This is a genomic window from Caballeronia sp. LZ003 (assembly GCF_031451465.1).
In the GTDB taxonomy this organism is placed as follows: Bacteria; Pseudomonadota; Gammaproteobacteria; order Burkholderiales; family Burkholderiaceae; genus Caballeronia.
The window spans coordinates 984,637-996,355 of the sequence record NZ_JARUXJ010000001.1; the positions used below are offsets into that span (position 1 = coordinate 984,637).

Annotated in this window: 9 protein-coding genes; 5 read left to right on the plus strand and 4 right to left on the minus strand. The window is 64.4% G+C overall.

All coding sequences use genetic code 11. The features are described 5' to 3' along the window. Nucleotides 1–69 precede the first annotated feature (69 nt). The gene (locus QCE79_RS04570) at nucleotides 70–1,137 is read left to right on the plus strand and encodes a transporter (RefSeq protein ID WP_244827518.1); all 1,068 of its coding nucleotides are present in this window, start codon (nucleotides 70–72) and stop codon (nucleotides 1,135–1,137) included. A 6-nt stretch (nucleotides 1,138–1,143) separates the two neighbouring features. Here QCE79_RS04570 and QCE79_RS04575 read toward each other — a convergent pair whose 3' ends face one another. Both QCE79_RS04575 and QCE79_RS04580 read right to left on the minus strand, forming a co-directional pair. Next, entirely contained in the window at nucleotides 1,144–4,746 is a 3,603-nt protein-coding gene (locus tag QCE79_RS04575; RefSeq protein WP_404989024.1) for a DNA translocase FtsK, read from the minus strand. A gap of 214 nt (nucleotides 4,747–4,960) precedes the next feature. Further along, nucleotides 4,961–5,533 (minus strand): META domain-containing protein, encoded by a 573-nt coding sequence (locus QCE79_RS04580; RefSeq protein WP_250525611.1) that lies wholly within the window; start codon nucleotides 5,531–5,533, stop codon nucleotides 4,961–4,963. A gap of 296 nt (nucleotides 5,534–5,829) precedes the next feature. On the opposite strand from QCE79_RS04580, the gene purT reads away from it, so the two are divergent. From purT to QCE79_RS04600, 4 genes are all read left to right on the plus strand, one after another. Further along, nucleotides 5,830–7,098 (plus strand): formate-dependent phosphoribosylglycinamide formyltransferase, encoded by a 1,269-nt coding sequence (purT, locus tag QCE79_RS04585; RefSeq protein ID WP_309842195.1) that lies wholly within the window; start codon nucleotides 5,830–5,832, stop codon nucleotides 7,096–7,098. A gap of 45 nt (nucleotides 7,099–7,143) precedes the next feature. Further along, complete coding sequence (locus QCE79_RS04590; protein ID WP_309845184.1) at nucleotides 7,144–7,299, plus strand: DUF6726 family protein; 156 nt, start codon at nucleotides 7,144–7,146, stop codon at nucleotides 7,297–7,299. Between the two features lie 94 nt (nucleotides 7,300–7,393). After that, nucleotides 7,394–7,726, plus strand: a complete 333-nt coding sequence (locus QCE79_RS04595; protein WP_404989027.1) for an MliC family protein — start codon at nucleotides 7,394–7,396, stop codon at nucleotides 7,724–7,726. Between the two features lie 421 nt (nucleotides 7,727–8,147). After that, entirely contained in the window at nucleotides 8,148–9,617 is a 1,470-nt protein-coding gene (locus QCE79_RS04600; RefSeq protein ID WP_244827521.1) for a DEAD/DEAH box helicase, read from the plus strand. A 241-nt stretch (nucleotides 9,618–9,858) separates the two neighbouring features. On the opposite strand, the gene gluQRS is transcribed toward QCE79_RS04600, so the two are convergent. Both gluQRS and QCE79_RS04610 read right to left on the minus strand, forming a co-directional pair. Then, complete coding sequence (gene gluQRS, locus QCE79_RS04605) at nucleotides 9,859–10,734, minus strand: tRNA glutamyl-Q(34) synthetase GluQRS (protein ID WP_309842198.1); 876 nt, start codon at nucleotides 10,732–10,734, stop codon at nucleotides 9,859–9,861. Nucleotides 10,735–10,753: 19 nt separating this feature from the next. After that, the gene (locus tag QCE79_RS04610) at nucleotides 10,754–11,608 is read right to left on the minus strand and encodes a sulfurtransferase (protein ID WP_309842200.1); all 855 of its coding nucleotides are present in this window, start codon (nucleotides 11,606–11,608) and stop codon (nucleotides 10,754–10,756) included. Nucleotides 11,609–11,719: the final 111 nt, after the last annotated feature.

The window sequence follows — 11,719 nt, forward strand, 5'->3', positions numbered from 1 at the left end:
CCTGGCATTTGGAACCGAAAGGTATCCTGATGAAATCGAAAGACAACGGAAATTGCAGGGAAAGCAAGATTGAACACGACTTACACTTCCGGCCGCGCCGGGCGTCCCGAACCGGGCCCGCAGCCTGACAAGAACGAAGCGGCGCCGCCCGGCTTCATCAGCGCGTTTCGCTTTGCGGGCGGCCAGGCGCTGCGGCTTTCGTGGGACGAAGCGCGCGATGCAATCACGGGCGACGGACCGACGTGGCTCCATCTCTCGGCCAACGACGATACCGTCGAAGGCTGGCTCGAAGGCGTGAGTTCCATGCCCGATGTCGCGCGCGAATTTCTGAACGGCGAGGACAAACGTCCGCGCGTGCACATGGGACCGAATTTCATGTACGGCGTCGTCGCCGACTTGGAGCTCGTCGCGGCGACGCCCGCGGGCGCGGAGCCGGGCGCACGCGAGGCGATTCGCGCGACCGGCGCGTTGCGCTTTTACGTCGACCGCAACCGCATGATTACGGTGCGCGCGCGTCCCTTGCAGTCGACCGACCGGCTGCGTCATGCCGTGCTCGAAGGCGCGATGTTCCGCGATACCGTCGATCTTTTCGCGGGTCTGATCCGCGCGCTCAACGAGACCTTCGCGGACCGTATCGATGAAATCGGCGACCGTCTCGACGATGTCGAAGAGGGCGTGCTCGAAGGCGGCCATTCGAACTGGCGCGTCGAACTCGGCGTGGTGCGGCGGCGGCTGGTGGAGGTCAAGCGCTTTATCGACCCCGAGCGTAACGCGCTTACGCAACTCGTGACACGCCGGCTTGAATGGGCCGAACCGCGCTCGATGGAAGCGCTCGTGCAAGCCATTCAGGTGCTCAACGGATTGGGCGGCGGGCTCGAAGGACTTTACGAACGCGCCAAACTCTTGCAGGACGAAATCGCCGCGCTGCTTTCCGAGGACATCAACCGCAAGCTCTTGTGGCTCGCGATCATGTCCGCGTTGTTATTGCCCGCCACGCTCGTGACGGGCATCTTCGGCATGAACGTCGCGGGCTTGCCGGGCACGCACAATCCCGCTTCGTTCTGGGTGGTGGTCGGCGTGATGGCGGGCTGCGCCGCCATCACGATCTTCCTGTTGCGCCGCTTGCGGCTCTGGTAAATACGCTTAGTCGGCCGGGCCAGGCGGTGCGAGCACTTCGCGATTGCCGTTGCTGCCCATCGAGGAGACGAGCCCGGCCGTTTCCATCTGCTCGACGAGCCGCGCCGCGCGGTTATAGCCAATACGCAGTTGCCGCTGCACCGACGAAATCGAGGCGCGCCGTGTGCGCAACACGAACGCGACGGCTTCGTCGTAGAGCGGGTCGGCTTCGGCCTCGGGCGTTTCGCCGAACAGGTCTGGCGACGCGCCTTCGGACGTCGGCCCGGACAGAATGCCTTCCTCGTATTCCGGCTCGCCAAACTGCTTCAAATATTCGACCACGCGATGCACTTCGTCGTCCGCGACGAACGCGCCGTGTATGCGTTGCGGGTAGCCGGTGCCGGGTGGCAGGAACAGCATGTCGCCTGCGCCGAGCAGCGATTCCGCGCCCATCTGATCGAGAATCGTGCGCGAATCGATCTTGGACGACACCTGAAACGCCACGCGCGTCGGAATGTTGGCCTTGATGAGACCCGTGATGACATCGACCGAAGGCCGCTGCGTCGCGAGAATCAGGTGGATGCCGGCCGCGCGCGCCTTCTGCGCAAGACGCGCGATCAATTGTTCGATTTGCTTGCCCGCGACCATCATGAGGTCGGCCAGTTCGTCGATGATCACGACGATGAGCGGCAGCGTCGATAGCGGCTCGGGTGCATCGGGCGTCAGCGAAAATGGATTCGTGAGCTTCTTGCCGGCCGCTTCGGTGGCGCGGATTTTTTGATTGAAGCCCTGCAGATTGCGCACGCCCACCGCCGACATCAGCCGGTAGCGCTTTTCCATTTCGCCGACACACCAGTTGAGCGCGTTCGACGCGAGCTTCATGTCGGTGACGACGGGTGCGAGCAGATGCGGAATGCCTTCGTAGACGGACAGTTCCAGCATCTTCGGGTCGATCATGATGAGGCGCACGTCCTCAGGCGTCGCCTTGTAGAGCAGCGAAAGGATCATTGCGTTGATCGCGACCGACTTGCCGGAGCCCGTCGTGCCCGCGACCAGCATGTGCGGCGCCTTGGCGAGGTCGGTGACGACCGGATTGCCGACGATGTCCTTGCCCATCGCGATGGTGAGATTCGACTTCGACGCGCGGTACACGTCCTGTTCGAGAATCTCGGACAGACGGATCATCTGGCGTTTCGCGTTCGGCAGTTCGAGGCCCATGCAGGTTTTGCCGGGAATCGTTTCGACGACGCGGATCGACGTGAGACCGAGGCCTCGCGATAGATCCTTCATGAGGCCGACGATCTGACTGCCGCGCACGCCGAGCGCCGGGTCCACTTCGAAGCGCGTGATGACGGGGCCAGCGGATGCGCCGACGACCGTGACGGGCACCTTGAATTCCTGCAGCCGTTGTTCGATTAGCTGGCCGGTTTCGGCGAGTTGCTGTTCGGAGACGGGTTCGGCGTCTTCGGATGCGGGTTCGAGCAGATCGAGCGTAGGCAATTCAACTGCGGATGCGTGCGGCGCGTGGAATTCGAATTCGGTGGGCGCGAAGCCGCGTACCGGCGGGCGCGGGGCGCTTGCTGGCGACGTTGTTGCGGCGGGTGGCGCTTCGGCTTCGGCCTCTTGCAACGGGACGGCGACGGGGAAGCGCACGATGTTCGATGGCTTTTCCGGCGCGTCGAGGGCTTCCTCGCGCGCGGTCTCGCGGACGGGAGACGTCGAAGCGCTTTGGATCGAGTCATCTCGAAGCGACGCGGGCGCGTGCCGCACGGTGCCGTCGCGCGGCAACGCGGGTGCGCTTTGGCCGGTTTCGTCGCCAGGCAACGTGGATGCGCTTCGGAATGTTTCGTCGGGAGGCAATGCCGTCGCGTTTCGCACGGGATCCGCACCAGACGGGGCGGGCTGATCGCGAGCATCGTCGAATGCGTCCGCGAGCGGCGGCGGCTCGTCCATCGGCAGGAACGACGGCAGCGGAGGTGGCTCGTATCTCGGCGACGATGACGGCTCGTCCAGCCACGGCGGTGTAGGCGTTTCGGTGTGACGCGTTGGCTCGACCAAGTCAGGCTCGATGCGCTCCGGCGTAGACTCGCGCTTACTCGTTGGCGTAGCGGACATTGCGGGCGCTTCCAACGAAACCGCTGCCGGTGCTTGCGACGCAACGTTGGCTCCCATGCGTGAGAAAACGAGCGTGCTTGCCCCAACGGAGGTGGCATCGTCTGAAATGGCGCCGTTCGCGTTCAGACCGCCGTCGATCAACGTGTCCGCTGGCTTCGGAGAGAAGTCGACAGGTTCCGTACTCGTTGGCGCTCGCGTCACGGCGTCACTCGCAGATTGCGATGCGACTTGCGAGCCAGACGCTGCGGCCATATCCGCCACCATCGCTTCGGGTTCACGCGCGAGCCCCGTTCCGGCGAGCGACGTCCATAACGCGGCGTTCTCCTCGATAGACCGCAGCGTCGCCTGAACGGACTCGGGCGGTGGAGGTGGTTCGAGCGGCGGAAGTGCCGAACGCGCCAGCGCGTCGGCGGGCGTTGGCAGCGAACGCCCAGCAAAGTCACGCGTGGCCGGTGTTGCCGTCGGACGAGCGGGCGGCGCGCGCCGCACGAGCCCGGGCGAAGTCTGCCCCGCACGACTTTGTGCGGGCATCGGACCGCGTGCATTGCCTCCTGCCGATACTGAAGCGGTGCCACCCCGGGCCAGTGCAGCCGATGCAGCCGGAGCCGCACCCGCCCGAGAAACATTCCCGCGCGGCTCGACCGCAACCGATGAGGCAGTACTGCGCGACGCAGAAGCCGCAGCCATTCCCGCGGAAGTTCGCGCCGACGCTGTCGTGCCATTCGCGCCTTGTGCCGGCCGCGCGCCTGGCGACACCGAGGCGCGCGGCTGCGTGGACGGATTCAACCATCCACCGGGCGCGACCGGCTCGATAGGCATCGGCCGACCGGACGCGCTTTCCGCTTCGAACGAGGATCGGCTGAGACGCACGGCGGCATAGTTGGTCGACGCGGTATTTCTCGCCGACGCCTGATCGCGATTCGCGCCGCTCTTGCCGATCGAAGGCGGACGCCACGCGGTAGGCCGCCGATAGCGTCCGCGTTGCTTGCCGGTCGGCAAACCGAGCGTGGGCTCATCCTGCGGCACGCGCACGGACGAGGCATCGAAACGATCTGCGCCGATGCCGCGCACGGGGATCTCGCGCGTCGTCTTGGTCTTGTCGCGCGCACGACGCTCGAACCAGCCGGATGCATCGCGTCGCCCACGGCGTTCCTTCTTCGGCTGCGGTTCGCGCTCGTTTTTTTCGGGTGGTGTCAGCCAGCTCTTCGGTAAATCGAAGCCGAACGCTTCATCGAACCAGATCAGCACGGAGCGCCACGAGAACTCGACGAGCCACGGCGCGAACATTGCCAGCACGAGGGCCGCAACGGCAATCGCGCCAGCCGGATAAGCCAGATTGACGAGAAGCAAGGCAAGCGCCCGACCACCGCGATTGATATTCGCCTGCGTTTCGACGCCACTTGCAAGCAGGCCTTCGAGCACGCTGCTCGACAGCAATACGCAGATGAAGCCGACCCACAGCCGGATCGTGCCGGGGCCGCGCAGTCCGCTGCCGCTCGGGAGCACCGATTTCACGATGCGCCAGAGGAGTGGAAGGATCCAGACGACTGATGCACCGAACCAGCCGAGAACTACCATTTGCATGCTAGAGATAGAACCAATGTTGGGTGAGACGTATAAGACAGGACCAGACTCGCTGCCCGCTTCGGACGCATGCGCGTTCAACCAGGCAGTTTAACGGTTGCGGCGTGCGCCGATAGGTATGGCGCGAGCACGCAACACCTCGCGCTTACTTTGGCCGCGGCGCGAACGTGAGCACCTGTCCATCGGCGAGCGTCAGTTGCAACGCTGGCGGCGGGTTCATCTGAACGCCGCTTCTGGCGACATGTGCGAGTCCATCCAGATACGGCTGCTCCAACGCACCGCCCGTGCCGGAGACGCAGGCCATGCGCGTACCGGCGAGCGGGCCGAACGTGAGCTTGCCGTCTTTCAGGTCATAGGCGCCCGCGAAGCGGTTGCAACCGGAAAAGCCGCTCGCGCGCCGATGGCCGCTCGCCGTCGAAAAGTCGAGCGTGATGGGCTGCGCGCCGCCCGCGTCCTGAGGAAGCGCACGCGGCTTGCCACTTGCATCGGTCCACCGCGTGAGCTGCCATTGCGTGTCGTCGAGCAATTGCGTGGCGGCGGGATTGTAGGGATCGGTGGGCGGCGCGCTCGTGTCGGGATGCTTGGGGAGCGCGCAGCCGGCGATGAAACCCGTGGCGAGCAGCAGCACACCGGCGCGCCGCGATGCACGTGTGAGCCACGCCGGCGCTCCCCGAAAAAGCGGCGACGAAGACGGTGTGCGGATGAAGTGCGTGGGCATCGGGGAGTCCTGAAACTGGCGAAACCGTAAGGGTATCGCACTCGTCCTACGATTTGTCCAGCGCTCGATGCAACAAAATGATCGGCAGCGCATTCCTCCCGTCGACGATCTTCGAAAAGCACGCGAATGCCTTGCAACTGAGCAGCGATACCGCTTGTCATACTGCTCTTGGCGCCTGTCAATAGACCGAATGGCAGAGCTGTTGCACTAAGCGGTGCGTGTTAACATCCGGGCCATTCTCGCCTCATCGAATGTTCGAGCAACAGGCGCCACCGAATCCGATTTCTGGAGCACTCATGCACACCGACTCGCAACGCGACCCCGCTACCGGCACGAATGCCGCGACCGACGTCGAGCGCCGCATCGGCACGCCGCTTTCGGCGCATGCCACGCGCGTGATGTTGCTCGGCGCGGGCGAGCTCGGCAAGGAAGTGATCATCGCGTTGCAGCGGCTCGGCGTCGAGGTGATCGCGGTGGATCGCTATGCGAACGCGCCGGGGCATCAGGTCGCGCACCGGGCGCATGTCATCGACATGACCGATGCCGTGGCGCTGCGCGCGCTCGTCGAGCAAGAGTCGCCGCATCTGATCGTGCCCGAGATCGAAGCAATCGCCACCGACGCGCTCGCCGACATCGAAGCCGCTGGCATTGCCACCGTGATTCCGACCGCGCGCGCCACGCAATTGACGATGAATCGCGAAGGCATTCGCCGCCTGGCCGCCGAGACGCTTGGCTTGCCGACCTCGCCGTACGCGTTCGCGCAGTCGCTCGAAGAGATGAAGGAGGCGATCGCGAAGATCGGTTTTCCGTGCGTGGTGAAGCCCGTCATGTCGTCCTCGGGCAAGGGACAAACCGTGCTCGGAAGCGACGCGGATGTCGAGCCCGCCTGGAACTACGCGATGGCGGGCGGGCGCGTGAACCACGGGCGCGTGATCGTGGAAGGGTTCATCGACTTCGAGTACGAAATCACGCAACTCACCGTGCGCGCGGCCGACCCCGCGACAGGCGAGACGGCGACCTTTTTCTGCGAGCCTATCGGCCACGTGCAGGTGGCGGGTGATTACGTCGAATCCTGGCAGCCGCAGGCGATGAGCGCCGTCGCGCTCGCCCGCTCGCGCGATGTCGCGGCAAAGGTGACGACCGCGCTCGGCGGACGCGGCCTCTTCGGCGTGGAACTCTTCGTGCGCGGCGATGACGTATGGTTTTCGGAAGTCAGTCCGCGTCCACACGACACGGGTCTCGTGACGCTCGCCACGCAGCGTTTCTCCGAGTTCGAACTGCACGCGCGCGCCATTCTCGGCTTGCCCGTCGATACCGCGCTGCAAACGCCGGGCGCATCGGCGGTGATCTACGGCGGCCTCGACGAAGCGGGTATCGCCTTCGAAGGCGTGGCCGAAGCGCTTGCGGTGCCGGGCGCGGATCTGCGCCTCTTCGGCAAGCCCGAGAGCTTCGCGAAACGGCGCATGGGCGTCGCGCTCGCTACTGGCGTCGATACCGGCGAAGCGCGTGAGCGCGCGAAGCTGGCGGCGTCGAAAGTAAAGCCCGTATCGAGTCGACCGGGCTGACCATCGCCTGCAAATGGCAGGGAGAAGATAGTGAAGCGAATCATCATGGCCGCGTTGATCGTGGCGTGCGCGGGACTTTCGGGCTGCGGGCTGGCCGCGGCTCCGTGCCGGATCGCGTCAGCGGGTTTGAAGATCGTGCCGGTGGTCGGCCATGTCGCGGCCGCGCCCACGGACGCCTGCGCGGACGTGATCGATCCATGATCTTCGGGCCATCCATCAAGGCTCGCCGAGCCGCTTCCCACGATTTCCGGACCCGATGATGAAACGATCTCTCGTACTTTCGGCCGCGCTTCTTATGGCGTCCACGATTGCCACGACCGCGCGCGCGATGCCGCTCACCGTGCCGCAAATCCAGACCGCCTCGACGCAGACCACGCGCTACGACTGCAAGGATGGCAAGAGCGTGTCGGTGCAATACACCAACGCACGCAATCACCAGAGCTTCGCGGCATTGACGGTGGATGGCCGCAAACTGCTGTTCGTCAACGTGATCGCGGGTTCCGGGGCCAAATACGTCGCGGATCAATATACGTGGTGGACCAAGGGACCGCAGGCCAATCTCTATGACGAGATGGCGGCCAAGGACTCGCCGCCGCTACTGGCCGATTGCGAGGCGCACAACAAGTAAGCGCGGCCTACGTCGTGCGCCTCTGTCGCATGAAGCGCGGAAAGGGGCGGATCGACGCCGGATGCTACAATGTGCGGCTTTCCGGCTAAGATTTTTGCCCTGCAGCGTCGTGGTTCGCATCGGCTCGCGTGGCCTTCCACTTGAGCGTGCGTCGGCCGCCTTGAAGGCGTCATCGAAGCCGTGTTCCATCGCAGCGGGCCTTGTGCCCGAACCTGCGGCGTTCCGCAGGCCGCGACCATCGGCCGAATCTGCGTCAGGCGCTCGTTTTCCTGCCCGGCGCGCTTCAAGTGCATGGCAAGCGCCGCGCACAAATGCTTGCGCGGACAACCCTCCGCGTCACCGAAATACTCACGCGTAATCGACCGAACGCCCGCTTACGCACCGCTTCAAGCGGATTTTTAGCGAAAGCCCAATAGTCACCATGTCAGATTCCGTCGCCACGAACCCGTCCACCGCGCCTACGTTCGATCAGTTCGGCCTGGCCGCCGACATCCTCAAGGCAGTGAGCGAGTCCGGCTATACCACGCCCACGCCGATCCAGGAGCAGGCCATTCCCGTCGTGCTCGCGGGCCGCGATGTGATGGGCGCGGCGCAGACCGGCACGGGCAAGACCGCGAGTTTTTCGCTGCCGATCATCCAGCGTCTTTTGCCGATGGCCAATACGAGCGCCTCGCCCGCCCGCCATCCCGTGCGCGCGCTGATGCTTACGCCCACGCGCGAACTCGCCGATCAGGTTGCCGCCAACGTGCAGACCTACTCGAAGCACACTGCATTGCGCAGCACGGTGGTGTTCGGCGGCGTCGACATGAATCCGCAGTCGGATGCACTGCGCCGTGGCGTGGAGATTCTCATCGCGACGCCGGGACGTCTGCTCGATCACGTTCAGCAGAAGACGCTCAATCTCGGCCAGGTGCAGATGCTCGTCCTCGACGAAGCCGACCGCATGCTCGACATGGGCTTTCTGCCGGACCTGCAGCGCATTCTGAATCTGCTGCCTAAGGAGCGTCAGACGCTGCTGTTTTCGGCGACGTTCTCGCCTGAAATCAAGAAGCTCGCGGCAACTTACTTGCGCAACCCGCAGACCATCGAAGTCGCGCGCAGCAACTCCACCGCGACCAACGTGCGGCAGATCGTCTTCGAAGTGCACGAGAGCGACAAGTCGGGCGCCGTCGCGCAACTGATCCGCCAGCGCGGATTAAAGCAGGTCATCGTGTTCTGCAACAGCAAGATCGGTGCGAGCCGGTTGGCGCGCGTGCTGGAACGTGATGGCATCGTCGCCACCGCGATTCACGGCGACCGTACGCAAGGCGAGCGCATGCAGGCGCTCGACGCGTTCAAGCGCGGCGAGATCGAAGCACTCGTCGCAACCGACGTGGCCGCGCGCGGGCTCGACATCGCCGAATTGCCGGCGGTCATCAACTTCGACTTGCCGTTCAGCGCGGAAGATTACGTGCACCGTATCGGTCGCACGGGGCGCGCGGGTGCGTCGGGCGACGCGTTGTCGCTGTGCAGCGCGAACGAACGCAAGCAGCTTGCCGACATCGAAAAGCTGATCAAGCGTCCGCTCGAAGTGATGACGCTCGAAGTAACGACGCCGGTGCGTCGTGAAGGCGCGCGGCGCGACGAGCGGCCGGTCCGCCCGGAGCGCAGCGAACATCGGCATGGCGCGCGGGAAGAAGCGGGTCCGCGCCGGCGCACGTCGGGGTCGTCGTATGATCGGCCGCGCGGGCGTCAGCAGCCGGTGGACGAATTCTTCCTCAAGCCTTACGAGCCCTCGCCCTCGGCGGTGAAGCGGCATGAGGAAAGCGTCGAGCCGGAGCGCAAGAGCGCGCCGAAGCAGCCGTTGGCCGCGTTGCTTGGCGGGTTGGGTGCGTTGCGTAAGTCGACTTGAGTTGGTGCGTGAAGCTTTTAGAAACGGTGGTCTCTGCGACTGCCGTTGAACCGTTGGGAACGGTACGTGTGGGATGAAAAGGGCAACCGGTCAGGTTGCTTTTTTTATGTGCCGCTCTTTGACCACTTAAAGGCCGCAGCCAACGTCCTGGCGCGCCAACAGACCCAATCTCGTATCGCACTCGTCAGTCGAACGCTTACGCGGCGCGAGCGATTAGCCCCTCAAAAGCGAACGCACGCCACTAGATAATCCCGAACCGACGCGCCCACTGCGCGGTCGCATCCGCATAAAACGACTCGAGCGAACCGGCGGCGGCCACTTCGATACTCAAATGCCGCGCCGCCTGCACCAACGCATCCAGCGGCGCGTCACGACCAAGCGGCGCCGCGCCCGTCTGCTTGCTGAGTTTCTCGCCCGCATCGTTGCTGACGACAGGCACATGCAGATACGACGGCGTCGGCACATCGAGACATTGCTGCAGATAAATCTGCCGCGCGGTCGAATCCAGCAGGTCTGCGCCGCGCACGACATGCGTAATGCCGGCTGAAGCGTCGTCGACGACGACAGCCAGTTGATACGCCCACAGCCCATCCGCACGCTTCAAGGCAAAATCGCCGACTTCGGCCGCAAGATCTTGCGTTTGTATTCCCTGCCAGCGATCCACGAAACCGACGCGCGCCGCGTCGCCGTCCGGCACGCGCAGTCGCCACGCGCGCGCGGGACGGCCATGCAAGCCGCTTCGACAAGTACCGGGATAAGCGAGCGTCGCGTAACGAGCATGCGCATGAACGAGCGAGTCGGCGATCTCGCGTCGCGTGCAGCCGCAGGGATAAACGAAGCCGGCGGCAAGCAAGCGCTCGAATGCATCTTGATAAGCCGCGTCGCGTTGACTTTGCCAGACCGGCGGTTCGTCCGAATGCATGCCGAAATGCGCGAGCGTTGCGAGAATCTCGTCGGCCGCGCCAGCCACCGTACGCGGTGCATCGACATCTTCTATTCGCACGATCCAGCTACCGCGATGCGCCCGCGCATCGAGAAGACTAGCAAGCGCGCTGACGAGCGACCCCGCGTGCAGCGGCCCGGTGGGCGAGGGCGCGAAGCGGCCACGGTAAGTCATCTCAGGGCTCGTTCAAGGTTCAGGCGGCCTTCGCATCCGGATGACACGCCGGGCACGTGGCGCCCGGCACGTACAACGGCGACTGCTGATCTTCCACGCTGACCACCGCGCGGCAGCCGAAGCATTGCGAAGTGGAGGTCTGCTGCAGGTTTGGATCGAGCGCCGTGCGGTAGTCGAACACGAAACATTCGCCCGAGTAATGCGCGCCGCCCACTTCCTCGAAATACTTGAGGATGCCGCCTTCGAGTTGATAGACGTGATCGATGCCCACTTCCTTCATGTGAATCGCAGCTTTCTCGCAACGAATTCCGCCCGTGCAGAACGACACCACCGTCTTGCCTTCCAGATCGGCACGGTTTTGCTCGATCACCTCGGGAAACTCGCTGAATTTCGTGATGCGGTAGTCGAGCGCGTGGTCGAACGTGCCGACGTCCACTTCGAAGGCATTGCGCGTGTCGAGCATGACGACCGGACGGCCTTCGTCGTCATTACCACGGTCGAGCCAGGCCTTGAGCGTCACCGGATCGACGGCGGGCGCGCGGCCGAGTTCGGGCTTGATCGCGGGCTTCTTCATGGTGATGATCTCGCGCTTGAGTTTCACCAGCATGCGGCGAAACGGTTGCTTTGCGGAGAGGCTTTCCTTGAATTGCAGATCGGCGAAGCGGTCGCCGAAGACCGCGTCGCCCCGAATGTAATCGATGAACTCGCGCACCTCCGCCACCGGCCCCGCGATGAAGAGGTTGATGCCCTCCGGCGCGAGCAGAATCGTTCCCTTCAGGCCAAGCGCGTTGCAGCGTTCGGTGACGAGCGGGCGCCACGCGGCGCTGTCGTCGATGGAAACGAATTTGTAGGCGGAGAGGTTCAGAATGCTCATGATCGGATAACGGGGCAAAGCCGGTAAAAAGGGCGGCAAAAAGCGGATGCTGGGACGCCGCGCAACTCCGTATTATCCCGCAAATGGCGCAGGTCTTTTCGCAGGCGCGGG

Bases quoted from the DNA above. Each gene is read 5' to 3' on its own strand.
- QCE79_RS04580 (WP_250525611.1), bottom strand. From the start codon at position 5,533: ATGCCCACGCACTTCATCCGCACACCGTCTTCGTCGCCGCTTTTTCGG.
- purT (WP_309842195.1), top strand. From the start codon at position 5,830: ATGCACACCGACTCGCAACGCGACCCCGCTACCGGCACGAATGCCGCG.
- QCE79_RS04590 (WP_309845184.1), top strand. From the start codon at position 7,144: ATGGCCGCGTTGATCGTGGCGTGCGCGGGACTTTCGGGCTGCGGGCTG.
- QCE79_RS04595 (WP_404989027.1), top strand. From the start codon at position 7,394: ATGGCGTCCACGATTGCCACGACCGCGCGCGCGATGCCGCTCACCGTG.
- QCE79_RS04600 (WP_244827521.1), top strand. From the start codon at position 8,148: ATGTCAGATTCCGTCGCCACGAACCCGTCCACCGCGCCTACGTTCGAT.
- gluQRS (WP_309842198.1), bottom strand. From the start codon at position 10,734: ATGACTTACCGTGGCCGCTTCGCGCCCTCGCCCACCGGGCCGCTGCAC.
- QCE79_RS04610 (WP_309842200.1), bottom strand. From the start codon at position 11,608: ATGAGCATTCTGAACCTCTCCGCCTACAAATTCGTTTCCATCGACGAC.